We start from the raw sequence: 24223 nt of genomic DNA, 5'->3' as shown, positions 1-24223 counted from the left end.
AGCCTTCTCCTCAGCCCTGGTTGCCGGTGGCGGTGGTCTGGCCGTTGAGGGCGCCGGAAACGGCGGCGCCGATCAGGTCCTCGACGCCGACGCGTGCATCCAGCTTGCGCTTGTAGTCCGCCGCCGCCGCCTTGCCCGGCTCCGGCAGGGTCTGCCATTCGATTCCGGCGCCCTTGAAGTCGCCGTTCTGCAGCTTGTTCTCGATGCGGGCGACGACCGCCTCGGGCGTGTCGCCCTCGATGCTGCCGACCGGGCGCACGCGGATTGCCGAGGCGGCGCTCGACATCAGGCGGTTGAAGATGCCCTGGTCGCCTTCCGGCTGGTGCACGGCATCGAGGATGGCGTCCGCCGTCGGCTGGAAGTCGCGCACGAGATCGGCGCGCGAGGGCACGCCGACGGCGGCATGTTCGCGCAGGCCCGTGATGGACGGATCGTCCGGCGCGACGCTGGCGAAGGCCTCCAGCTCGGCAAGGTAGGGGCCACCACGGTCGATGGCGGTCTTCAGCGCGCTTGCCGCGACGGCGCGCGCCATGGCGACGTCGCTGCGCGGCTCGTCGATCTTCTGCTCGGCGGCGGCGATGCGCTCCGTCAACTGGGTCTCGGTGGTGCTGACCGCTTCCGTCGTGCGGGTGACGGCCTCGCGAAGGGTGGCGAGCTCGGTTGTGAGCCGGCTAACATCGCCTTCCAGCTTGCTCACGGCTTCCGGATCCGCGCCGGGCGTGCCGTCGGTCGATTTTTCGAGGGCGGCGAGGCGGGTCTCCAGCGGCTGGAGATCGACGGGGCTTGCGGCGGTGCTGTCGGCAAGCCGCGCCTTCAGCGCCTCGACCTCGTTGGAAAGCGAGGCGACGGCGCCGTTGTCGTCGGGCTTTTCCGGGCCGAGCGACGGCAGGTAGCCGCCATATTGCAGGCTGCCGGCGCCGATGAGGGCGATCAGGCCGCCGAGAATACCGGCGGCGAGCGGGCCGGCATTGCCGCGCTGGCGGGGCGGCGGCGTTTCGGCGCGGACGGGTTCCTCATAGGTGGCGCGGGCGGGCTCGATCGGCTCCGCCCTGTCCTCGACGGGATCGGCAGCGGCCGTTTCGGTGTCGGCGACTTCCGCATTTTCCGGCACGGATGCCTCGGTTTCGACCGTCTCCTCGGCGGCAGGCGCCTCGTTGTCGACGGCGGCGGGGGCGGCTTCGAGATCGATCGTCACGGGCTCGTCGCCGGCCTTCTTACGACGGGACGGGTTTTCCGGTTCCATGGCGGCCTCCTCGCATTCATGTGCATTGCACTCAAGGTAGACAGGGATGGCAGGGAGGGAAAGACCCTTGCGGCAATTTCAACGCCACGGCCTGCATTTAGAGCAGCGCGAAGAGGCTTTCCTCGCTCGGCGCCCGGGCGATGGCGACGCGGGCCGGAAAGCCTTGCGGCACCGCCGCCGCGACATTGGCGCTGATGCAGAGGAGGCGGAGGGCGGCAAAGCGGTCCGGCGCTTCGGCAAGGGGGGCAAGGGCGAAGAAGGCGCGGGCGCTTTCCCGCGAATAGAGCAGCACGGCGTCGGGCACCGGATGCAGCAGGGCGGCCTCCACCGCCTCGCGGGTGGGGGCGAGCGGCACCATGCGGTAGCCTTCGACAGTGCGGAACGGAATGCCGGCCGCCGCCAGCCGGGTCTCGAAGCCCGGGCCGCGCGGATTGCCGGCGAGATAGAGGAGGGGATGCGGCAGCGGCCCCTTCGCGCGGACATGGGCCGCGATCACTTCGGCAAGGCTTTCGCCGTCGCCTTCCGCGTTGAGGACATCGGTGAAGCCGTTCTGGCGCATGGCCTGTGCGGTTGCTTCCCCGACGGCGAAGACGGTGGTGTCCCGATGCGCGGCGGGGGCGCCGCCGATCCTTTCGAACAGGCGGGCCATTTCCGCGCTGGTGACGGCGATGGCTCCATGGGGCTCCGCCAGGGCGGCCTTCACGGCATCGACGGCGTGCTCGGCCTTCGAGAGCGGCAGGCGCACGGCCCCGTGTCCGAGCGCCGCGAGCCGTTCGGCGGTGCGTGCCGCCGCAGGCTCGGGACGAAGGACGAGGACGCGCATGGTCAGGTCCAGCTTTCGAAGAAGTCCGCTCCCGCCATGGCGCGGATATCCTCGCCCGCCTTTTCGCCGAGGGCGGCGGCATCGGCGGCCGGGCCGCTCGTCTCGATCTCGTGGAAGCGGCTGCCGTCCGGCGTGAGGATCGTTCCGCGGAAGCGCAGGTGATCGCCCTCGACGGTGGCATAGCCGGCGATGGGCGTGCGACAGGAGCCGTCGAGCGTGGCGAGGAAGCCGCGCTCGCAGGCGACGGCCGCATGGGTCGGGCGGTCGTCGATGGCGGACAGCAGGCCGTTCACCCGGTCGTCGCCGATGCGGCTTTCGACGCAGATCGCGCCCTGCGCCGGGGCCGGCGGGAAGGTGAGGGGATCGAGGATCTCCGTCGGCACGTCGAGCTTGCCGAGGCGTTTCAGGCCGGCATAGGCGAGCAGCGTCGCATCAGCCTGGCCTTCGGCGAGCTTGCCGAGGCGGGTATCCACCTGGCCGCGGAAGACGATGACATTGAGGTCCGGCCGAAGGCGGCGGATGAGCGCCTGGCGGCGCAGCGAGGCCGAGCCGACGGTTGCGCCCTGCGGCAGGTCGAGGAGGCGCTTTGCCGCGCGGCCGATGAAGGCGTCGCGGATATCCTCGCGCGGCAGGAAGGCGGAGAGGTGCAGACCCTCCGGCAGCTTCGTCGGCATGTCCTTGGAGGAGTGCACGGCAAGGTCCAGTTCGCCGGAGGAAAGCTGCGCCTCGATCTCCTCGGTGAACAGGCCCTTGCCGCCGATCAGCGCCAGCGAACGGTCGGTGATGCGGTCGCCGGTGGTCGAGAGCACGACGATCTCGAACATCGCCTCCGGCAGGCCGTGCGCCGCCATCAGGCGCGAACGGGTCTCGTAGGCCTGGGCGAGCGCCAGCGGGCTGCCACGGGTGCCGATCCTGAAAGGTTTTGTTTGCATCCGCCTTGATCCATTGTTACCGGGATGTCTCGTAACCGGCTTTAGAGCCGCCCGCAATCGATCCTAGTGCTTCATGTCGCCCCACCTGACCATTCTCGGCATCGAAACGAGCTGCGACGAGACCGCCGCGTCGGTCGTCGCGCGCGATGCCGACGGGCGGGGCGAGATCCTCGGCGAGGTCGTGCTGAGCCAGCTTGAAGAGCACAGCGCCTATGGCGGCGTGGTGCCGGAGATCGCGGCGCGCGCCCATGTCGAGGCGCTGGACAGCCTCATCTCCGAGGCGCTTCTGCGCGCCGGCCGTTCCCTCGACGATGTCGACGCCATCGCCGCGACGAGCGGGCCGGGGCTGATCGGCGGGCTCATCGTCGGGCTGATGACCGGCAAGGCGATCGCGCGGGCGACCGGCAAGCCGCTCTATGCGGTCAACCATCTGGAAGGCCATGCGCTGACGGCGCGGCTGACGGACGGGCTCTCCTTCCCCTATCTCATGCTGCTCGTTTCCGGTGGCCATACCCAGCTCGTGCTGGTGCGCGGCGTCGACGACTACGAGCGCTGGGGCACGACCATCGATGATGCGCTCGGCGAGGCCTTCGACAAGACGGCCAAGCTCCTCGGCCTGCCCTATCCCGGCGGTCCCGCGGTGGAGCGCATGGCGAAGACGGGCAATCCCGAGCGCTTCACCTTCCCGCGCCCGCTCGTCGGCGAGGCGCGGCTCGATTTCTCCTTCTCCGGCCTCAAGACGGCGGTGCGGCAGGCGGCGCAGTCCATCGAGCCGGTGACGGACCAGGACATCGCCGATATCTGCGCCTCCTTCCAGCGCGCCGTCTCGCGCACCCTGAAGGACCGTATCGGCCGCGGGCTGGAGCGGTTCCGCACGCTCTATCCCGATGTCGAAACGCCGGCGCTGGTCGTTGCCGGCGGCGTGGCGGCGAATGCGGAGCTGCGCGCGACGCTGCAGGCACTCTGCGACAAGAACCGGTTCCGTTTCATCGCGCCGCCGCTGGCGCTCTGCACCGACAATGCCTCGATGATCGCCTGGGCAGGGCTGGAGCGCATGGCGGCCGGCTTTGCGCCTGATGATCTCTCGGTCGCGCCGCGCTCGCGCTGGCCGCTCGACCGCGACGCGGCGACGGTTCTCGGATCGGGCAAGCGGGGAGCCAAGGCATGAGCATCAGCCGCAAGATCGCCGTGGTCGGCGCGGGCGCCTTCGGCACGGCGCTGGCAAGCGTGGCGGCCGCCAGCGGCGGCGACGTCACGCTGATCGGTCGTGACGCGGTTTCCGTCGAGGCGATGCGCGCCACCCGCCGCAATGAAAAGGCGCTGCCGGGCATCGAACTGCCGGCTTCGCTTGCCTATAGCGCGGATGCGGAAGCCATGCGCGGCGCCGGCATCGTGCTCTTCGCCATGCCCTCGCAGGCGCAGCGCGCGGCGGCGCGGTCGCTGGCGCCGCTTCTTGCGCCGGGTACGGCCGTCGTCATCTGCGCCAAGGGCATGGAGAAGGGCACCGGGAGGCTCCTGACCGAGGTGCTGGAAGAGGAACTGCCCGGCCGCGAGGTCGCGGTGCTTTCCGGCCCCGGCTTCGCCGCCGATATCGCCAAAGGCCTGCCGACGGCGATGGTGATCGCCGCGCGCACGGTGGAGACCGGCGCCGCGCTGGCGCAGGCGCTGTCCGGGCCGACCTTCCGGCTCTATCCCTCGACGGACCGCATCGGCGTGCAGCTCGGCGGCGCGCTCAAGAATGTGCTGGCGATTGCCTGCGGCATCATCGAGGGCGCCGAGCTCGGCGATTCCGCCCGCGCGGCGCTCATCTCGCGCGGGCTTGCGGAGCTGTCACGCTTCGTCGAGGCGCATGGCGGGGAGGGCATCACGGTGACGGGGCTTTCCGGCCTCGGCGACCTCGTCCTCACCGGCACCAGCCATCAGTCGCGGAACCTGCGCTTCGGTATCGTGCTCGGCCGGCACGGCACTGCCGCCGGCTGGTCCGGCGACCTTGTGGAAGGCGCCTTCGCCGCCTCGGTCGCCTCGGTCGTCGCCGCCGAAAAGGGCATCGACATGCCGATCACCGACGCCGTCGCCCGCATCGTCGACGGCACGCTCGACGTGAAGACCGCCATCGGGCAGCTCATGACGCGCCCCATCACCCAGGAATAAGGAAGGGACAGCCGCATGCATTTCGCATTTCTCTGCAAGGACAAGCCCGGTTCGCTCCAGGTGCGTCTCGACACGCGCCCCGAACATCTCGCCTATCTCAATGCGCTCAATGCGGACGGCAAGCTCGGCTTTGCCGGCCCCTTCCTCGGCGACGACGGCAAGCCGACCGGCAGCCTCGTCGTGGTGAAGGCCGAGACCATCGAGGAGGCGCGGCGGATCGCGGCCGACGATCCCTATGCCAGGGCCGGTCTCTTCGCCGAGGTCGAGGTGAAGGCCTGGAACTGGGTCTTCAACAATCCGGAGGCGTAAGACCCGATGGCATACTGGCTCTACAAGTCCGAACCCTTCAAGTTCTCCTGGGAAAAGCTCAAGTCGAAGGGCGAGGCCGGCGAGGAATGGGACGGCGTGCGCAACTACCAGGCACGCAACAACATGCGGGCCATGAAGATCGGCGACAAGGGCTTCTTCTACCACTCCAACGAGGGGCTCGAAGTCGTCGGCATCACGGAAGTCTGCGCCCTGGTGCATCCGGATTCGACCGCCGGCGAGGATCCGCGCTGGGAATGCATCGACATCCGCGCCGTGCGCGACATGCCGAAGCCCGTGACCCTCAAGGACATCAAGGCCAATCCGAGGCTCGCCAACATGTCGCTCGTCACCTCCATGCGCCTTTCCGTGCAGCCGGTGACGGAGGAAGAGTGGATCGAGGTCTGCCGCATGGGCGGCCTCGACAATCCGCCGCGCTGATGGCTTCCGCTTTGCGTACCGCCTTCTCCGGAGCGATGCTTTCGTGAAGACGGACCCCGAAGTCTTCATTCGCGGCAATACGGACGTGCTGTCGCCGCCGCATGTGCCGGAGGTGAAGCTGAGGCTTGCCACCGAGGCCCATGACCTGTGGCTGAAGACCGAGGAGGAGCTGGAAGCGATCGGCCTGCCGCCGCCCTTCTGGGCCTTCGCCTGGGCGGGCGGGCAGGGGCTTGCCCGCCATATGCTCGATCATCCGGCGCTGGTCGCCGGAAAGACAGTCCTGGATTTCGCCAGCGGCTCCGGCCTTGTTGGCATTGCCGCGCGTATGGCGGGTGCCTCGAAGGTGCTGGCGGCGGATATCGATCCCTGGAGCGAGACGGCGATCCGCCTCAATGCCGGCCTCAACGGCGTGACGCTCGACCATACGTCCGACGACCTTATCGGTCGGGACGGCGGCTGGGACGTCGTCCTTGCCGGCGACGTCTTCTACGACCGCGGTTTTGCCGGTCTGCTCGTCCCGTGGTTTTCAGCGCTGGCGGCGCGCGGGGCGAGCGTGCTGGTGGGTGATCCTGGGCGCGCCTATTGCCCGCATGAGCGCATGGAGGCGCTTGCCACCTATGCGGTGCCTGTGACGCGGGCGCTGGAAGACAGCGAGGTAAAGAAGACGACGGTCTGGCGCTTCCGGGCTCAATAACCCGGCCGGATGACGCAGACGCCGGCCTGCCATGCGCAACCGCTCTGGCCCGGCCGCACGGTGATGACCTTCGGACCGCTCCTGTGGCGCCTCACCGGCCGGTCGTACCAGCCGATCGGGCCGTCGTCGCCGTCGACATAGAAATAGATGCCGTTGCCGCGCTCGCGATAGGCCGTCACCGCCCCGCCGTAGAAATCGCCGTCCTGCCGCAGAAGCGGGCGGCCGGCGCGGCCGTAGCGCAGCTCGGTGCCGAGGCGGTGGCCGTCGTGGACGGCATTCCGGTCCATCCTCGGCAGCTGGTGGTAGCGGCCGTGATGACCGTGATGGCGACGGGGATGCCACCCGTCCCCGGCTTCGGCGGCCGTCATGCCGCCGGCGACAAGCACGACCGCCAGCCCTAAGACTTTGGTCGCACGGAGCGCTGATAACAGAGTCATTCTGTCCTGCCTTCCGGGTTACGCTTAACAAATCGTTAACCGCAAGATGGGGCAGGAACCGGCGAAAGTCACGGATCGCGCAGGGTTTTTCGCGCTCTTGGTTAACGGGCGCGGCGGGGTGCGCGAGCGCGCGGATGCATGCCGGCGTCTAATCGATTAAATTCATTTTGCACTGCAATGAGGCTTGTGGTTCCGCCTTCCGGTGATTAAACGTCGCAATCACTGCATTGTGCACAACATACTGCAATTCCGGAGAAAATTTGTCCAGATTTTGGCTCTCCGGGGTTCCGTGAGGTTCAGATGGCGAATGTCACTCGAAGCCGGCCGCTCTCGCCGCATCTCCAGGTCTACAAGCCGATCCCGACGATGGTCATGTCCATCGTGCACCGCGTCACCGGCGCGGCGCTCTATTTCGGCACCGTCCTCGTTGCCTGGTGGCTGATCGCGGCGGCGACGGGCGAGGTCTACTTCGACTGGGTGAGCTGGTTCTTCGGCACCTGGATCGGCCGCCTCGTCCTCTTCGGCTATACCTGGGCCTTGATGCACCACATGCTCGGGGGCCTTCGCCACTTCATGTGGGACATGGGCCGCGGCTACGAGAAGCATTTTTCCACCAGGCTCGCCCTTCTGACCCCGGTCGTCTCCGTCGCCCTGACGGTGCTGATCTGGATCGCCGGCACCCTGGCCCGCTGAGGAGACACCCATGGACATGCGCACGCCCCTCGGCAAGGTTCGCGGCCTCGGCTCGGCAAAGGACGGAACGGAGCATTTCTGGCGCCAGCGCCTGACGGCCGTCGCCAACGTGCCGCTGATGCTGTTCTTCGTCGGCTTCCTGATCTGCTACAACGGCGCGTCCTACGCGGAAGTGACGGCGGCGCTGTCGCATCCGATCGTCGCCGTCCTCATGGGCCTCGTCGTCATTTCCGGCCTCATCCACATGAAGCTCGGCATGCAGGTCATCATCGAGGACTATGTGCATGCGGAGGGCGTGAAGATCGGCCTTCTCATGCTCAACACCTTCTTCGCGATCCTGGTCGGCGGGCTCTGTCTCTTCGCCGTCCTCAAAATCGCTTTCGCAGGATAATCCATCATGGCAGCGATCTCCTCCCCGGCGGCCAACGGCAAGGCCTATACCTATGTGGACCACTCCTTCGACGTGATCGTCGTCGGCGCCGGCGGCGCGGGCCTGCGCGCCACGCTCGGCATGGCCGAGCAGGGCCTCAAGACGGCCTGCATCACCAAGGTCTTCCCGACGCGCTCGCATACCGTCGCCGCGCAGGGCGGCATCGCCGCCTCGCTGCAGAACATGACGCCGGATTCGTGGCAGTGGCACCTCTACGACACCGTCAAGGGGTCCGACTGGCTCGGCGACGTCGACGCCATGCAGTATCTCGCCATGGAAGCGCCGAAGGCGGTCTATGAGCTGGAGCATTACGGCGTGCCCTTCTCGCGCAACGCGGAAGGCAAGATCTACCAGCGCCCGTTCGGCGGCCACATGCAGAACTACGGCGAAGGCCCGCCGGTGCAGCGCACCTGCGCCGCCGCCGACCGCACCGGCCACGCGATCCTCCACACGCTCTACGGCCAGTCGCTGCGCAACAACGCCGAATTCTTCATCGAGTATTTCGCGCTCGACCTGATCATGTCGGCCGACGGGCGCTGCACCGGCGTCTTCGCCTGGAACCTCGACGACGGCACGATCCACCGCTTCGCCGCCAAGATGGTGGTGCTGGCGACCGGCGGCTACGGCCGCGCCTATTTCTCCGCCACCTCGGCGCATACCTGCACGGGCGACGGCGGCGGCATGATCGCGCGCGCCGGCCTGCCGTTGCAGGACATGGAATTCGTGCAGTTCCACCCGACCGGCATCTACGGCGCGGGCTGCCTCATCACCGAGGGTGCGCGCGGCGAGGGCGGCTATCTCGTCAATTCCGAGGGCGAGCGCTTCATGGAGCGCTATGCGCCGTCCGCCAAGGACCTCGCCTCGCGCGACGTCGTCTCGCGCTGCATGACGATGGAAATCCGCGAAGGCCGGGGCGTCGGCAAGAACAAGGACCATATCTACCTGCATCTCGACCATCTCGACCCGGCCGTGCTGCACGAGCGCCTGCCGGGCATTTCCGAGAGCGCCAAGATCTTCGCCGGCGTCGACGTGACGCGCGAGCCGATCCCGGTCCTGCCGACCGTCCATTACAACATGGGTGGGGTGCCGACCAACTATTGGGGCGAGGTGCTGAACGCCGACAGCCAGAACCCGGAGCGCATCGCGCCCGGCCTGATGGCGGTGGGGGAAGCCGGCTGCGCCTCGGTGCACGGCGCCAACCGCCTCGGCTCCAACTCGCTGATCGACCTCGTGGTCTTCGGTAGAGCCGCCGCCATCCGCGCCGGCCAGGTGATCGACCGCAACGAGGCGATCCCGGCGCTCGACATCGCCGCCTGCGACAGGATCATGGACCGCTTCGACCGCCTCAGGAACGCCAATGGCAGCACGCCGACGGCGATCCTGCGCGACAAGATGCAGCGCACCATGCAGGAAGACGCCGCCGTGTTCCGCACGCAGGAATCGCTGGAAAGCGGCTGCAAGCGCATGACGGAGATCTGGAAGGAGCTGCCGGACATCAAGGTCACCGACCGCTCGATGATCTGGAATTCCGACCTCGTCGAGACGCTGGAGCTGGAAAACCTGATGGCCAACGCCATCACGACCGTCTATGGCGCCGAGGCTCGCAAGGAAAGCCGCGGCTCGCATGCCCGCGAGGACTATGTCGACGGCCCCTTCGCCGGCCGCGACGACGTCAACTGGCGCAAGCACACGCTCGCCTGGGTCAACGAGGCGGGCGAGGTGAAGCTCGACTATCGCCCTGTTCACACCGACCTCATCGCCGACGGGATCGATCCGCAGAAGATCGCGCCCAAGGCGCGCGTCTACTGATATCGAGGAGAACTGGACATGGTTGAACTCGCTCTCCCGAAGAACTCGCAGATGACCGAAGGCAAGGTCTGGCCGAAGCCGGACGGGGCCACGAACACCCGCGAGTTCCGCATCTACCGCTGGAACCCGGACGACGGGAAGAACCCGTCGATCGACACGTTCTACATCGATGTCGACGATTGCGGCCCGATGGTTCTCGATGCGCTGCTCTACATCAAGAACAAGATCGACCCGACGTTGACGCTGCGCCGCTCCTGCCGCGAAGGCATCTGCGGCTCCTGCGCCATGAACATCGACGGCACCAACACGCTCGCCTGCACCAAGGGCATGGACGAGGTGAAGGGCACCGTGAAGGTCTATCCGCTGCCGCATATGCCGGTGGTCAAGGACCTCGTTCCCGACCTCACCAATTTCTACGCCCAGCACCGCTCCATCGAGCCCTGGCTGAAGACCGTGTCGCCGACGCCGGCCAAGGAGTGGAAGCAGAGCCATGAGGACCGCCTCAAGCTTGACGGCCTCTACGAGTGCATCCTGTGCGCCTGCTGCTCGACCTCCTGTCCGAGCTACTGGTGGAACGGCGACCGTTATCTCGGCCCCGCCGTGCTGCTGCAGGCCTATCGCTGGCTGATCGACAGCCGCGACGAGGCCACGGGCGAACGTCTCGACAACCTGGAAGACCCCTTCCGCCTCTATCGCTGCCACACGATCATGAATTGCGCCCAGGCCTGCCCGAAGGGCCTCAATCCTGCCAAGGCGATCGGTGAAATCAAGAAGATGCTGGTCGAGCGCCGCCTCTGATCTCCATGAGCGACGTTCATGAAACGTGAGGAGGCGGCCCGATCATTCGGGCCGTTTCATCTTGATTCGCGCGGGCGATTCACGTTAATTCGGCGGGAATTGCTGCAGGGCAGCAGTATCGGGCAGATATCGGGAGTATCGAGATGCGGATTCACCATGCGGCAGGCGGACTGATGATGGCGCTTGCTCTTGCCGGTTGCCAGCGCACCGCTTCGATGGACAGCGTCAATACGCAGCCGAACCTGCGGCCTCTCGAAGCCCAGCCGGTCGGCACCGTTTCCTCGAGCCAGCTTCCCGATCCGACGACCAGCACCGCCGGCGGCCAGTTCCCGGACAAGCCGACGACCGCGATGGCGACCGGTACCGGCATGGGCGGCGATGCCGCGGCGGCGGCCAACGGCCTCGACGTCAAGAAGGAAGGCATGGTCGGCAACTGGCGTGTTTCCAACGGCCCGTCCTCCTGCGACATGTTCCTGACGCTCACCAATCTCGGCAGCGGCCTTCGCGGCGGCACGCGCGGCTGCGCCGGCGAGCTGACGACCATGCGCTCCTGGGAAGTGGCCGGCAAGCAGGTCATCCTCAAGGACCTCAACGGCAATGCGATCGGACGCCTCTACAAGACGGCCGATTCCCGCTTCGACGGTTCGACCAATTCGGGCCAGCCGCTCAGCCTCTCGCGCTGATTTCGCCCTTTCGCACCGATACGGATGATTGCCGCCCATGGGCAAGGACTGGGACAGGGTTTCGACACATCCGGACCACGGCGTCTCGGATAGGCTGGAGGCCCTTGTCGCAAGCGGTGCGCTGAAGGCGGATCCGGCGCAGAAGGCGATGGCCTTGCGCTTCGACCGCCTGCTCGGGGAGGTCCATGCCCAGCGCCCGGCGCGCAAGTCAAGCGCCCTCGGCTGGCTCTTCGCCTCCCGCAAGCCCGAGAGCGCCAGCGTCCCGAAGGGGCTTTACCTCTATGGCGGCGTCGGGCGCGGCAAGACCATGCTGATGGACATGTTCTTCGAGCTTGCGCCGGTCAAGCGCAAGCGCCGGGCGCATTTCCACGAGTTCATGGCCGATGTGCATGAGCGCATCCACAAGCACCGCCAGAAGCTGAAGGCCGGCGAGACCAAGCAGGCCGATCCCGTGCCGCCGGTGGCGGCGAGCCTCATCGAGGAGGCGCGGCTGCTCTGCTTCGATGAATTCTCCGTGACCGACATCGCCGATGCGATGATCCTGTCGCGGCTTTTCGGCGAACTGTTCCAGCGCGGCTGCATCCTCGTCGCGACCTCCAATGTGGAGCCGGACAATCTCTACAAGGACGGGCTCAACCGCGGGCTCTTCCTGCCCTTCGTCGATCTCCTGAAACAGCATGTCGAGATCGTGCCGCTGGACTCGCTGACCGATTACCGGCTCGAAAAGGACAGCGGCCTTCCCGTCTTCCGCCATCCGCTCGGCGCGGAGGCGGACATGGCGATGGATGCGGCCTGGCGGCGGGAGACGGCGGGCATGACGACCGGCCCGCGGACGATCTCCTTCCGTGGCCGGAGCATCGCGGTGCCGCAGGCGGCGGGGCGGATCGCCCGGTTCTCCTTCGCCGATCTTTGCGAGCGGCCACTGGGCGCGGCAGACTATCTCGAAATCCTCGCGCATTTCGACACGCTCTTCGTCGACCATATTCCTCTTCTGGGGGCGGAGAAGCGCAACGAGACGAAGCGCTTCATCAATCTCGTCGACACGATCTACGATCATCGGGCGCGGCTCTTCGCTTCCGCGGCGGCGGCGCCGGAGAACCTGCTGGTGACCAGGAAGGGAACGGAAGGCTTCGAATTCGATCGGACAGTGTCGCGCCTCATCGAGATCCGCAGCACGGAATATCTTGCCGACCATCGGGCAAGATACGATGGAAAGGTGACGGAAGCGTGACGGAAATACTTACGTTTACGTAAGATATTTTGCATCTAACCGATTGAAATATTTCAGTCCAAAAGTATGTGTTGAATTTTTAACCGGGTAGGCGTAAGCCCTTGCCCCGAAAGGTCCCACAACTGCGACATGAGGGACCGTTGATCGGAGCAAAGGAAGCTTTCATGGCCCGCAAGAAGATCGCACTTATTGGTTCTGGCATGATCGGTGGCACGCTGGCGCATCTGGCCGGCCTGAAGGAGCTGGGCGACATCGTCCTCTTCGACATCGCCGACGGCATTCCGCAGGGCAAGGGCCTCGACATCGCCCAGTCCTCGCCGGTCGAGGGCTTCAACGCCTCGCTGACGGGCGCCAGCGACTATGCCGCCATCGAAGGCGCCGATGTCTGCATCGTCACCGCCGGCGTCGCCCGCAAGCCGGGCATGAGCCGCGACGATCTTCTCGGCATCAACCTCAAGGTCATGGAACAGGTCGGCGCCGGCATCAAGAAATACGCTCCGAACGCCTTCGTCATCTGCATCACGAATCCGCTCGACGCCATGGTCTGGGCGCTGCAGAAGTTCTCCGGCCTGCCGAAGAACATGGTCGTCGGCATGGCCGGCGTCTTGGACTCGGCCCGCTTCCGCCTCTTCCTCTCCGAGGAATTCAAGGTTTCCGTCCAGGACGTCACCGCCTTCGTTCTCGGCGGCCACGGCGACACGATGGTGCCGCTCGCCCGCTACTCGACCGTCGCCGGCATTCCGCTGACCGATCTCATCAAGATGGGCTGGGTCACCAAGGAACGCCTGGAAGAGATCATCCAGCGCACCCGTGACGGCGGCGCCGAGATCGTCGGCCTCTTGAAGACCGGCTCGGCCTACTATGCCCCGGCCGCTTCCGCCATCGAGATGGCCGAATCCTACCTCAAGGACAAGAAGCGCGTCCTGCCCTGCGCGGCCTTCCTTTCCGGCCAGTACGGCGTGAAGGACATGTATGTCGGCGTTCCGACCGTGATCGGCGCCGGCGGCGTCGAGCGCATCGTCGAGATCGACCTCAACAAGGCCGAGCAGGAAGCCTTCGACAAGTCGGTCGGCGCCGTTGCCGGCCTCTGCGAGGCCTGCATCAACATCGCTCCCGCCCTGAAGTAATCCGGTAGCCAGACAGGATTTTCCCGATGAACATTCATGAATACCAGGCCAAGGCTCTCTTGAAGAGCTACGGCGCGCCGGTCGCCGAGGGCGTCGCGATCTTCTCCGCGGACGAGGCGGAAGCAGCTGCGAAGTCGCTGCCCGGCCCGCTCTACGTGGTCAAGAGCCAGATCCACGCCGGCGGCCGCGGCAAGGGCAAGTTCAAGGAACTCGGCCCTGACGCCAAGGGCGGCGTGCGCCTTTCCAAAAGCGTCGAGGAAGTCGTCGCCAACGTCAAGGAGATGCTCGGCAACACGCTCGTCACCGCGCAGACCGGCGAAGCCGGCAAGCAGGTGAACCGCCTCTATATCGAGGACGGCGCCGATATCGACCGCGAACTCTATCTCTCGCTGCTCGTCGACCGCTCCGTCGGCAAGATCGCCTTCGTCGTTTCGACCGAAGGCGGCATGGACATCGAGGCCGTCGCGCATGACACGCCGGAAAAGATCGTCACGGTGGCGATCGATCCGGAAGCCGGCGTCACCGCCGCGGACCTCGCCAAGCTCACTTCGGCCCTCAAGCTCGAAGGCGAAGCCAAGGCCGACGGCGAGAAGCTCTTCCCGATCCTCTACAAGGCCTTCGTCGAGAAGGACATGAGCCTTCTGGAGATCAACCCGCTGATCGTCATGAAGAACGGCCGCGTGCGCGTCCTCGACGCCAAGGTCTCCTTCGACGGCAATGCCCTCTTCCGCCACGACGACATCAAGGCGCTGCGCGACGAGACCGAAGAGGACGCCAAGGAAATCGAGGCCTCCAAGTGGGACCTCGCCTATGTGGCGCTCGACGGCAATATCGGCTGCATGGTCAACGGCGCGGGCCTTGCCATGGCGACGATGGACATCATCAAGCTCTACGGCAAGGAGCCGGCGAACTTCTGCGACGTCGGCGGCGGCGCCGGCAAGGAGAAGGTGGCGGCTGCCTTCAAGATCATCACGGCCGACCCGAAGGTCGAGGGCATCCTCGTCAACATCTTCGGCGGCATCATGAAGTGCGATGTCATCGCCGAGGGTGTCGTTGCGGCCGTGCAGGAAGTCGGCCTCAAGGTTCCGCTGGTCGTTCGCCTCGAAGGCACGAATGTCGAGCTTGGCAAGAAGATCCTGAACGAATCCGGCCTGGCGATCACCGCCGCCGACGATCTGGACGATGCCGCCAAGAAGATCGTCGCCGCGATCAACGGCTAACTGAAGGACCCAGACCTCATGTCGATTCTCGTCAACAAGAACACCAAGGTCCTCGTTCAGGGCCTGACCGGCAAGACCGGCTCCTTCCACACCGAACAGGCGCTTGCCTATTACGGCACGCAGATGGTCGGCGGCATCCACCCGAAGAAGGGCGGCGAAACCTGGACCGGCTCCAAGGGGGAAACCCTGCCGATCTTCGCCTCCGTCGCCGAGGGCAAGGAAAAGACCGGCGCGGACGCATCCGTGATCTACGTTCCGCCGGCCGGCGCCGCGGACGCGATCATCGAGGCGATCGATGCGGAAATCCCGTTCATCACCTGCATCACCGAGGGCATCCCGGTTGCCGACATGGTGCGCGTCAAGGCCCGCCTCGACCGCTCCTCCTCGCGCCTGCTCGGCCCGAACTGCCCCGGCATCCTGACGCCGGAAGAATGCAAGATCGGCATCATGCCGGGCTCGATCTTCCGCAAGGGTTCGGTCGGCATCGTCTCGCGCTCCGGCACGCTGACCTATGAAGCCGTCTTCCAGACCTCCAACGAAGGCCTCGGCCAGACGACGGCCGTCGGCATCGGCGGCGACCCGGTCAAGGGCACCGAGTTCATCGACGTGCTTGAGATGTTCCTGGCGGACGACGCCACGACCTCCATCATCATGATCGGTGAAATCGGCGGCTCGGCCGAGGAAGATGCGGCGCAGTTCCTCATCGACGAGGCCAAGAAGGGCCGCAAGAAGCCGATGGCCGGCTTCATCGCGGGCCGCACGGCCCCCAAGGGCCGCACCATGGGCCATGCCGGCGCCGTCGTCTCCGGCGGCAAGGGCGATGCGGAATCCAAGATTTCTGCGATGGAGGCGGCGGGCATCCGCGTTTCGCCTTCGCCGGCGCGCCTCGGCAAGACGCTCGTCGAAGTCCTCAAGGGCTGAGAAACGAAAATGGGATGGGCCGGCTGAAAATGCCGGCCGATCCGTCTCTTCCCGGTGAGGCTCGCCGGGTGGCAACCACACGATCGTTCGGGAGGCGGGCGCGGCGCCCGCAAGACACCATGGCACGGCAAGACGCCAACGAACAATTCCTGGCCACGTCCTTCCTCGACGGGGCGAACGCAGCCTATATCGAACAGCTCTACGCGAAATACGAGGCCAATCCCGCCTCTGTCGGTGAGGAATGGCAGGCCTTCTTCAAGGCCCTCGAAGACCAGCCTTCCGACATCGTGAAGGCGGCCAGGGGCGCCTCGTGGAAGCGCGCGAACTGGCCGATCGCCGCCAATGGCGAACTCGTCTCGGCGCTCGACGGCAACTGGGGCGTCGTCGAGAAGGTGCTGGAGAAGAAGGTGCAGGCGAAGGCCGAGGCCGTCGCCGTGCAGACCGGCACGCCGGTCAACCAGGCCGACGTCAACCAGGCGACCCGCGATTCGGTGCGCGCCATCATGATGATCCGCGCCTACCGCGCCCGCGGCCACCTGCACGCCAAGCTCGACCCGCTCGGCATCGCCGCCCCGGTCGAGGATTATCACGAGCTCTCCCCCTCGAACTACGGTTTCGAGGAGAAGGATCTCGACCGCAAGATCTTCATCGACAACGTGCTCGGCCTCGAATACGCGACCGTGCGCGAAATGGTCGAAATCCTCGAGCGCACCTATTGCTCGACCATCGGCGTCGAGTTCATGCACATCTCCAACCCGGAAGAGAAGGGCTGGATCCAGGAGCGCATCGAAGGTCCGGACAAGGGCGTCGACTTCACCGTCGAAGGCAAGAAGGCGATCCTGCAGAAGCTGATCGAGGCGGAAGGCTTCGAGCAGTTCATCGACGTCAAGTACAAGGGCACCAAGCGCTTCGGCCTCGACGGCGGCGAAGCGCTGATCCCGGCGCTGGAGCAGATCATCAAGCGCGGCGGCCAGATGGGCCTGAAGGAAATCGTGCTCGGCATGGCGCACCGCGGCCGCCTCAACGTCCTCACCAACGTGATGGCCAAGCCCCACCGCGCCGTCTTCCACGAGTTCAAGGGCGGCTCCTACGCGCCCGACGACGTGGAAGGCTCGGGCGACGTGAAGTACCACCTCGGCGCCTCCTCGGACCGCGAATTCGACGGCAACAAGGTGCACCTGTCGCTGACCGCCAACCCCTCGCATCTCGAAATCGTCAACCCGGTCGTCATGGGCAAGGCCCGCGCCAAGCAGGACCAGATGGCGACCGTCTTCGAGGGCGACATCATTCCGCTGCGCGAGCGCGCCAAGGTCATGCCGCTCCTGCTGCATGGCGATGCGGCCTTCGCGGGCCAGGGCGTCGTCGCCGAAATCCTCGGCCTTTCGGGCCTGCGCGGCCACCGCGTCGCCGGCACGGTGCATGTCATCATCAACAACCAGATCGGCTTCACCACGAACCCGGCCTTCTCGCGCTCCTCGCCCTATCCGTCGGACGTGGCGAAGATGATCGAGGCGCCGATCTTCCATGTGAACGGCGACGATCCGGAAGCGGTGACCTATGCCGCCAAGGTCGCGACCGAATTCCGCATGAAGTTCCACAAGCCGGTCGTGCTGGACATCTTCTGCTATCGCCGCTTCGGCCATAACGAAGGCGACGAGCCGGCATTCACCCAGCCGAAGATGTACAAGGCGATCCGCGCCCACAAGACGGTCGTCAACCTCTACGGCTCGCGCCTGATCGCGGAAGGCGTCATCACCGAGGGCGAATTCGAGAAGATGAAGGCCGACTGGCGTGCTAACCTCGAAACCGAATTCGAGATCGGCCAGTCCTACAAGCCGAACAAGGCCGACTGGCTGGACGGCGTGTGGTCGGGCCTGCGCTCGGCCGACAACCAGGACGAACAGCGCCGCGGCAAGACCTCGGTGCCAATGAAGCAGCTGAAAGAGATTGGCCGCAAGATCGCGACGATCCCGGAAGGCTTCCACGCCCACAAGACCATCCAGCGGTTCATGGACAACCGCATGCAGATGGTCGAGACGGGCGAGGGCATCGACTGGGCGATGGGCGAGGCGCTCGCCTTCGGCACGCTCTGCGTCGAGGGCACGAAGATCCGCCTGTCCGGCCAGGACTGCGAGCGCGGCACCTTCTCGCAGCGCCATTCGGTCCTCTACGACCAGGAGACCGAGGACCGCTATATCCCGCTCGCCAACCTCTCGCCGACGCAGGCGCGCTACGAGGTCATCAACTCGATGCTCTCGGAAGAGGCGGTGCTCGGCTTCGAATACGGCTATTCGCTGGCCCGCCCGAATGCGCTCACCCTCTGGGAAGCCCAGTTCGGCGACTTCGCCAACGGCGCGCAGGTCATCTTCGACCAGTTCATCTCGTCGGGCGAGCGCAAGTGGCTGCGCATGTCGGGCCTCGTCTGCCTGCTGCCGCACGGCTATGAGGGCCAGGGACCGGAGCACTCCTCCGCCCGCCTCGAACGCTTCCTGCAGCTCTGCGCGGAAGACAACATGCAGGTCGCCAACGTCACGACGCCGGCGAACTACTTCCATATCCTGCGCCGCCAGGTGAAGCGCGACTTCCGCAAGCCGCTGATCATGATGACACCGAAGTCGCTGCTGCGCCACAAGCGCGCCGTCTCCTCGCTGTCGGAAATGGCGGGCGAGAGCTCGTTCCACCGCCTGCTGTGGGACGACGCCGAAGTGATCAAGGACGGCCCGATCAAGCTCCAGAAGGACGCCAAGATCCGCCGCGTCGTGATGTGCTCGGGCAAGGTCTATTACGACCTTCTGGAAGAGCGCGAGAAGCGCGGCATCGACGATGTCTATCTCCTGCGCCTGGAACAGCTCTATCCGTTCCCGGCCAAGGCGCTGATCAACGAGCTGTCGCGCTTCCGCAACGCCGAGATGGTCTGGTGCCAGGAAGAGCCCAAGAACATGGGCGCCTGGGCCTTCATCGATCCCTATCTGGAATGGGTGCTGGCGCATATCGACGCCAAGTACCAGCGCGTGCGCTATACCGGCCGTCCGGCCGCCGCCTCGCCGGCGACGGGCCTGATGTCCAAGCATCTCTCGCAGCTCGCCGCCTTCCTCGAGGACGCGCTGGGCGGTTGATCCGCCCGGTTCCCCTAACGCAAAGATACGAACGAACGGAACTCAACTCATGGCTACCGAAATCCGCGTCCCGACTTTGGGCGAATCCGTCAGCGAAGCGACCGTCGGCACCTGGTTCAAGAAGGTCGGCGACGCCATCAAGGCCGACGAGCCGCTCTGTGAGCTCGAAACCGACAAGGTGACGATCGAAGTGCCGGCCCCGGCCTCGGGCGTCCTGTCGGAAATCACCGCCAATGCCGGCGACACCGTCGAGCCGGGCGGCCTGCTCGGCCAGATCGCCGAGGGCGCATCCGCCGGTGCGTTGGCTCCCGCTGCCGCCGAGAAGGTCGAGAAGGCTGCTGCGGCCGCTCCCGCCGCCGAGGCCAAGCCCGCTGCCGGCGCGTCCTCCATGCCGCCGGCTCCGGCCGCCGCCAAGCTGCTCGCCGAAAACAACATCGCAGCCGATCAGGTCGACGGTTCCGGCAAGCGCGGCCAGGTGCTGAAGGGCGATGTCATCGCCGCCGTTGCCAAGGGCATCACCGCTTCCGCCGAGCCGGCCAAGGCTGCCGCCCGCCCGGCCTCCTCGGAAGCCGACGCGCCGCGCGAGGAGCGCGTGAAGATGACGCGCCTGCGCCAGACAATCGCAAGGCGCCTCAAGGACGCACAGAACACCGCCGCCATGCTGACCACCTACAACGAGGTGGACATGAAGGCCGTGATGGACCTGCGCAGCCGCTACAAGGACATCTTCGAGAAGAAGCACGGCGTGAAGCTCGGCTTCATGGGCTTCTTCACCAAGGCCGTCACCCACGCGCTGAAGGAACTGCCGGCCGTCAACGCCGAGATCGACGGCACCGACATCATCTACAAGAACTATTGCCATGTCGGCGTCGCCGTCGGCACGGACAAGGGCCTCGTGGTTCCGGTCGTGCGCGATGCCGACCAGATGTCGATCGCCGAGATCGAGAAGGAAATCGGCCGCCTCGGCAAGCTCGCCCGTGACGGCGCGCTGTCGATGGCCGACATGCAGGGCGGCACCTTCACCATCTCGAACGGCGGCGTCTACGGCTCGCTGATGTCCTCGCCGATCCTCAATGCCCCGCAGTCGGGCATCCTCGGCATGCACAAGATCCAGGAGCGCCCGGTCGTCGTCGGCGGCCAGATCGTCATCCGTCCGATGATGTATCTGGCGCTCTCCTACGACCACCGCATGGTCGACGGCAAGGAAGCCGTGACCTTCCTGGTGCGCGTCAAGGAAAGCCTGGAAGACCCGGAACGCCTCGTTCTCGATCTCTGATCGTTCGCGAGACAGAGGCCGCCCCGCAACCGGGGCGGCTTTCGACCGAGCCAGAAGCCAGGAAGCGCAATCGCCATGGACCTGCCCTCCCTTTCCGCATCGCCTTTCCTGCCGATGGTCGGCTGGAGCGCCGTCCTCCTCGCCGTCCATGTCATGCTGCAGGCCTTCACGACGAGCGCGGAAGCCGCAAGGACGCTGGGCGCATCGTGGAATCCCGGGCCGCGCGACGTGGACTTTACGCCTTCGGGCAAGATCGCCGGCCGCGCCGCGCGGGCATCCGGCAATTTCCGCGAGACCTATCCGGCCTTCATCGCGCTGGCGCTGGCCCTCGCGCTGAAAGGCGATGCCTCCGGCTGGGGCATCGGCGGCGCCTGGTTGTGGTTTGCCTGCCGTATCGTCTACATTCCGCTCTATCTGGCTGGCGTGCCCTATGTCCGCTCGCTGGCATGGGTCGGCTCGATGCTGGGCCTTGCCGCGATGTTCGTGGCGCTGGTCTCTTGACGGCGGCTTGCGCCTGAAACGGAGCAGATGCGATGCATCCCTATCTCTTCGAACTCGCTTCCCTGATGGCGATCTTCGCCTTCGCCATCGTCTCGCCCGGCGCGGACCTTGCCATGGTCATGCGCCAGTCCATCGTGCAGGGGCGGCGCGCGGCGATCGTCACGTCCTTCGGCATCGGCGCGGCGCTGATGCTGCATGTCACCTATACGATCCTCGGCCTCGGCCTCATCATCTCGCAGTCGATCTACCTCTTCAACATCGTGAAGTGGTGCGGCGTCGCCTATCTCGTCTATATCGGCATCAAGGCGTTGCGCGCCGGCAAGGCCGATCTTTCCGTCGAGGCGATGGGCGGCGAGGAGGACAGGGGCCGGCAGACGGCGCTGCACGCCTTCGGCCTCGGCTTCCTTGCCAATGCGCTCAATCCCAAGGCCGTCTTCTTCTTCCTGTCGATCTTCTCGACGGTCGTCGGCGCCCATACGCCGATCGCCGTCAAGTTCGGCTACGGCCTCGTCATGGCGACCTGCCTCATCGCCTGGTTCGTCGGCGTCTCGCTGTTCATGACGACGCCGAGGATGCGGGCCGCCTTCTCGCGCATGAGCCAGTGGATCGACCGCACGAGCGGCCTCGTCTTCATCGCGCTCGGCATCAAGCTCGCCACGGAAAAGGCCCACTGAGGAATGCGCGCCGCCCTCGTCCTTGCCGGATTGCTCGCCGCGACCGCCGCCTCCGCGGCGGAATGCCGGCAGGAGCATGCGGTCTATGCGGATCGCGACGGGGGCTATGAGCTCGCCTTCGAACCTGTCGGCTCCGACGCCGCGGTGACGAGCCATCATTTCAAGCTGAAGGTCCTGGCCAGCAATACGGTGCTCGACGGCATCCTCATGCCGGGCGATCCGGCGCGCTCGAACGGCATGGTCATGCACGATTGCCCCGAGGGCGATTCCACCGGCGAGGAGATCGCCGCCTGCACCGTCTGGGAAGGCGTGATCTACGCCCTTGCCGGCGGCGATGCCGCGCTCCTGCCGGAAGAGGGCAAGCCGGCGGCCGAAACCCTGCTTCTTTCCGGCTTCGGCGCCTCGCTGCGCTATTCGAAACTCTGGGACGAGGGCAAGGCGAGCGCCGTGCCGTGGGACGTCTTCAAGCGGAAGGGATGCAAGGCATGAGCGAGGCGCCCGTTCTTCTCGTCACCGGCGGCAGCCGCGGTATCGGCGCAAGCGTCTGCCGCATGGCGGGCGCGGCCGGCTGGCAGGTCGCGGTGAACTACGTTTCCAATGTCGCGGCGGCCGAGGCGGTGGTGGCGGAGATCCGCGATGCCGGCGGCTCGGCAATCCCCGTTCAGGGCGATGTCGGCAGCGAGCTTGGCCTTGCCAATATCTTCTCGACCATCGACGGTACTTTCGGCCGGCTGGACGGCCTCGTGAACAATGCGGGCATCGTCGCCACGCCGCAGCGCGTCGACGAGATGTCGGCCGAGCGGCTGGAGCGCATGTTCGCGGTCAACGTCATGGGGGCGATCCGCTGCGCGCAGGAAGCCGTGCGCCGCATGTCGACGCGCCATGGCGGAGAGGGCGGTTCCATCGTCAATGTCTCGTCGGTCGCCGCGCAGCTCGGCGGGGCGGGGCAATATGTCGACTACGCCGCCAGCAAGGGCGCCATCGAGAGCTTCACCATCGGCCTTGCCCGCGAGGTCGCGGCCGAGGGCATCCGGGTCAATCTCGTGCGCCCCGGCATCATCGACACCGAGATCCACGCTTCCGGCGGCCTGCCGGACCGGGCGCGCGAGATGGCCTCGCTGATCCCGATGCAGCGGCCGGGCACGGCCGACGAGGTCGCCCACTCCATTCTCTATCTTCTCTCCGACGCGGCATCCTATGTGACGGGTGCCGCCCTCAACGTCAGCGGCGGCCGCTAGGCCCCGCACAGGAAGGACTTGCCATGGCATATGATCTCATCGTTATCGGTTCCGGCCCCGGCGGCTATGTCTGCGCCATCAAGGCGGCCCAGCTCGGTCTTAAGGTCGCCGTCGTCGAGAAGCGCGCGACCTATGGCGGCACCTGCCTCAATATTGGCTGCATCCCCTCCAAGGCGCTGCTGCACGCCTCCGAGACCTACAGCCACGCCGCCCACGGCATGGAGGCGCTCGGCATCGAGGGCGTGAAGCCCACGCTGAACCTGTCGAAGATGATGGCGCACAAGGATGCGACCGTGAAGTCGAATGTCGACGGCGTCGCCTTCCTCTTCAAGAAGAACAAGATCGACGGCATCCAGGGCACCGGCAAGGTGCTGGGCGCGGGCAAGGTCTCCGTCACCAGCGACAAGGGCGAGGAACAGGTCCTGGAGACGAAGGCCATCGTGATCGCCACGGGGTCGGACGTCGCGGGCATTCCGGGCGTTCCGGTCGAGATCGACGAGAAAGTCATCGTCTCCTCGACGGGCGGCATCGCGCTCGACAAGGTGCCGGGCCATCTGGTGGTCGTCGGCGGCGGTGTGATCGGCCTGGAGCTCGGCTCGGTCTGGGCCCGCCTCGGCGCCAAGGTCACGGTCGTCGAATATCTCGACGCCATCCTCGGCGGCATGGACGGCGAGGTCTCCAAGCAGTTCCAGCGCATGCTCGCCAAGCAGGGCATGGACTTCAAGCTCGGCGCCAAGGTGACGGGCGTTACGAAGTCCGGCTCCGGCGCCAAGGTGACCTTCGAGCCCGTCAAGGGGGGCGACGCCACCACCATCGACGCCGACGTCGTGCTGATCGCCACGGGCCGCAAGCCCTACACGGAAGGCCTCGGCCTCAAGGAAGCCGGCATCGCGCTCGACAGCCGCGGCCGTGTCGAGATCGACAAGCACTTCCAGACCAACGTTCCCGGCATCTACGCGCTCGGCGACGTGGTGCGCGGCCCGATGCTCGCCCACAAGGCGGAGGACGAGGGCGTCGCCGTCGCCGAGATCCTTGCCGGCCAGGCCGGCCATGTGAACTACGACGTCATCCCCGGCGTCGTCTACACCCAGCCGGAAGTCGCCTCCGTCGGCAAGACGGAAGAGGAGCTGAAGGCCGCTGGCATCGCCTACAAGGTCGGCAAGTTCCCCTTCACCGCCAACGGCCGCGCCCGCGCCATGCTGGCGACGGACGGCTTCGTGAAGGTGCTGGCAGACAAGGAGACGGACCGCGTGCTCGGCGTCCACATCGTCGGCTTCGGCGCCGGCGAGATGATCCACGAGGCGGCTGTCCTCATGGAATTCGGCGGCTCCTCGGAAGACCTCGGCCGCACCTGCCATGCGCATCCGACCATGTCGGAAGCCGTCAAGGAAGCCGCGCTCGCGACCTTCGCCAAGCCGATCCACATGTGATGGCGACAGGCGGCTGCGACAACCGGCCGCCTGTCCTGCCCGGTCGAAC

General features: G+C 66.3%; 25 protein-coding genes. 21 read left to right on the top strand and 4 right to left on the bottom strand.

Features of this window, described 5'->3' with window-relative positions; translation table 11 throughout:
* Positions 1-10: 10 nt before the first annotated feature.
* The 3 genes from ACZ1A1_RS14515 to hemC form a co-directional block, all read right to left on the bottom strand.
* Positions 11-1243 (bottom strand): COG4223 family protein, encoded by a 1233-nt coding sequence (locus tag ACZ1A1_RS14515; RefSeq protein WP_463620462.1) that lies wholly within the window; start codon positions 1241-1243, stop codon positions 11-13.
* A gap of 97 nt (positions 1244-1340) precedes the next feature.
* Positions 1341-2066: a uroporphyrinogen-III synthase gene (locus ACZ1A1_RS14510; RefSeq protein WP_463620461.1), complete on the bottom strand. Its 726-nt coding sequence runs from the start codon at positions 2064-2066 to the stop codon at positions 1341-1343.
* Positions 2067-2068: 2 nt separating this feature from the next.
* Positions 2069-2998: a hydroxymethylbilane synthase gene (hemC, locus tag ACZ1A1_RS14505; RefSeq protein WP_463620460.1), complete on the bottom strand. Its 930-nt coding sequence runs from the start codon at positions 2996-2998 to the stop codon at positions 2069-2071.
* 73 nt (positions 2999-3071) lie between these two features.
* On the opposite strand from hemC, the gene tsaD reads away from it, so the two are divergent.
* From tsaD to ACZ1A1_RS14480, 5 genes are read left to right on the top strand one after another with little or no spacing between them, the layout of a single operon-like run.
* Positions 3072-4166, top strand: coding sequence for a tRNA (adenosine(37)-N6)-threonylcarbamoyltransferase complex transferase subunit TsaD (tsaD, locus tag ACZ1A1_RS14500; protein WP_463620459.1), 1095 nt, complete (start codon positions 3072-3074; stop codon positions 4164-4166).
* 2 nt (positions 4167-4168) lie between these two features.
* On the top strand, positions 4169-5149 hold the full coding sequence (locus tag ACZ1A1_RS14495) for an NAD(P)H-dependent glycerol-3-phosphate dehydrogenase (RefSeq protein WP_463620636.1): 981 nt from the start codon (positions 4169-4171) through the stop codon (positions 5147-5149).
* Positions 5150-5164: 15 nt separating this feature from the next.
* Positions 5165-5458: a YciI-like protein gene (locus tag ACZ1A1_RS14490; protein ID WP_463620458.1), complete on the top strand. Its 294-nt coding sequence runs from the start codon at positions 5165-5167 to the stop codon at positions 5456-5458.
* A gap of 6 nt (positions 5459-5464) precedes the next feature.
* Positions 5465-5896, top strand: a complete 432-nt coding sequence (locus ACZ1A1_RS14485) for an EVE domain-containing protein (protein ID WP_463620457.1) — start codon at positions 5465-5467, stop codon at positions 5894-5896.
* Between the two features lie 43 nt (positions 5897-5939).
* Complete coding sequence (locus ACZ1A1_RS14480) at positions 5940-6590, top strand: class I SAM-dependent methyltransferase (RefSeq protein WP_463620456.1); 651 nt, start codon at positions 5940-5942, stop codon at positions 6588-6590.
* On the opposite strand, the gene ACZ1A1_RS14475 is transcribed toward ACZ1A1_RS14480, so the two are convergent.
* Positions 6584-7027, bottom strand: a complete 444-nt coding sequence (locus ACZ1A1_RS14475; RefSeq protein WP_463620455.1) for a hypothetical protein — start codon at positions 7025-7027, stop codon at positions 6584-6586. The two genes, ACZ1A1_RS14480 and ACZ1A1_RS14475, sit on opposite strands and share 7 nt — an antisense overlap.
* Before the next feature lie 300 nt (positions 7028-7327).
* Here ACZ1A1_RS14475 and sdhC point away from each other — a divergent pair, with 300 nt between their 5' ends.
* The 16 genes from sdhC to lpdA all read left to right on the top strand — a co-directional run bounded on the left by sdhC (position 7328) and on the right by lpdA (position 24174).
* Entirely contained in the window at positions 7328-7720 is a 393-nt protein-coding gene (gene sdhC, locus ACZ1A1_RS14470) for a succinate dehydrogenase, cytochrome b556 subunit (protein ID WP_313194730.1), read from the top strand.
* 10 nt (positions 7721-7730) lie between these two features.
* Positions 7731-8111 (top strand): succinate dehydrogenase, hydrophobic membrane anchor protein, encoded by a 381-nt coding sequence (sdhD, locus tag ACZ1A1_RS14465; protein WP_119258997.1) that lies wholly within the window; start codon positions 7731-7733, stop codon positions 8109-8111.
* Between the two features lie 6 nt (positions 8112-8117).
* Positions 8118-9959, top strand: coding sequence for a succinate dehydrogenase flavoprotein subunit (sdhA, locus tag ACZ1A1_RS14460; protein ID WP_463620454.1), 1842 nt, complete (start codon positions 8118-8120; stop codon positions 9957-9959).
* A gap of 18 nt (positions 9960-9977) precedes the next feature.
* Positions 9978-10757, top strand: a complete 780-nt coding sequence (locus ACZ1A1_RS14455) for a succinate dehydrogenase iron-sulfur subunit (protein ID WP_119258995.1) — start codon at positions 9978-9980, stop codon at positions 10755-10757.
* Positions 10758-10900: 143 nt separating this feature from the next.
* Positions 10901-11440 (top strand): protease inhibitor Inh/omp19 family protein, encoded by a 540-nt coding sequence (locus ACZ1A1_RS14450; protein WP_463620453.1) that lies wholly within the window; start codon positions 10901-10903, stop codon positions 11438-11440.
* 37 nt (positions 11441-11477) lie between these two features.
* Complete coding sequence (gene zapE / locus ACZ1A1_RS14445; protein WP_424549514.1) at positions 11478-12671, top strand: cell division protein ZapE; 1194 nt, start codon at positions 11478-11480, stop codon at positions 12669-12671.
* 164 nt (positions 12672-12835) lie between these two features.
* Positions 12836-13798: a malate dehydrogenase gene (gene mdh, locus ACZ1A1_RS14440; RefSeq protein WP_119258992.1), complete on the top strand. Its 963-nt coding sequence runs from the start codon at positions 12836-12838 to the stop codon at positions 13796-13798.
* A 26-nt stretch (positions 13799-13824) separates the two neighbouring features.
* Positions 13825-15018: an ADP-forming succinate--CoA ligase subunit beta gene (gene sucC, locus ACZ1A1_RS14435; RefSeq protein ID WP_313194726.1), complete on the top strand. Its 1194-nt coding sequence runs from the start codon at positions 13825-13827 to the stop codon at positions 15016-15018.
* A gap of 18 nt (positions 15019-15036) precedes the next feature.
* Positions 15037-15939: a succinate--CoA ligase subunit alpha gene (sucD, locus tag ACZ1A1_RS14430; RefSeq protein WP_415212945.1), complete on the top strand. Its 903-nt coding sequence runs from the start codon at positions 15037-15039 to the stop codon at positions 15937-15939.
* Positions 15940-16058: 119 nt separating this feature from the next.
* On the top strand, positions 16059-19055 hold the full coding sequence (locus ACZ1A1_RS14425; RefSeq protein WP_415212944.1) for a 2-oxoglutarate dehydrogenase E1 component: 2997 nt from the start codon (positions 16059-16061) through the stop codon (positions 19053-19055).
* A 49-nt stretch (positions 19056-19104) separates the two neighbouring features.
* Positions 19105-20331, top strand: a complete 1227-nt coding sequence (gene odhB / locus ACZ1A1_RS14420; protein WP_463620452.1) for a 2-oxoglutarate dehydrogenase complex dihydrolipoyllysine-residue succinyltransferase — start codon at positions 19105-19107, stop codon at positions 20329-20331.
* A 75-nt stretch (positions 20332-20406) separates the two neighbouring features.
* Positions 20407-20832, top strand: coding sequence for an MAPEG family protein (locus tag ACZ1A1_RS14415; RefSeq protein ID WP_463620451.1), 426 nt, complete (start codon positions 20407-20409; stop codon positions 20830-20832).
* A 32-nt stretch (positions 20833-20864) separates the two neighbouring features.
* The gene (locus ACZ1A1_RS14410; RefSeq protein ID WP_463620450.1) at positions 20865-21506 is read left to right on the top strand and encodes a LysE family translocator; all 642 of its coding nucleotides are present in this window, start codon (positions 20865-20867) and stop codon (positions 21504-21506) included.
* Between the two features lie 3 nt (positions 21507-21509).
* A complete protein-coding gene (locus ACZ1A1_RS14405; RefSeq protein ID WP_463620449.1) occupies positions 21510-21995 on the top strand; it encodes a hypothetical protein in 486 nt (161 codons plus the stop codon).
* Positions 21992-22744: an SDR family oxidoreductase gene (locus tag ACZ1A1_RS14400; protein WP_463620448.1), complete on the top strand. Its 753-nt coding sequence runs from the start codon at positions 21992-21994 to the stop codon at positions 22742-22744. The genes ACZ1A1_RS14405 and ACZ1A1_RS14400 overlap by 4 nt, the downstream gene beginning before the upstream one ends.
* 23 nt (positions 22745-22767) lie before the next feature.
* Positions 22768-24174 carry a dihydrolipoyl dehydrogenase gene (lpdA, locus tag ACZ1A1_RS14395; RefSeq protein ID WP_463620447.1) on the top strand — a complete coding sequence of 469 codons (1407 nt, stop codon included), beginning with the start codon at positions 22768-22770 and terminating at the stop codon, positions 24172-24174.
* Positions 24175-24223: the final 49 nt, after the last annotated feature.

The sequence above is a fragment of the Shinella sp. R2-11 genome, from assembly GCF_055330205.1.
This window is presented reverse-complemented; position numbering and strand designations above follow the sequence as displayed.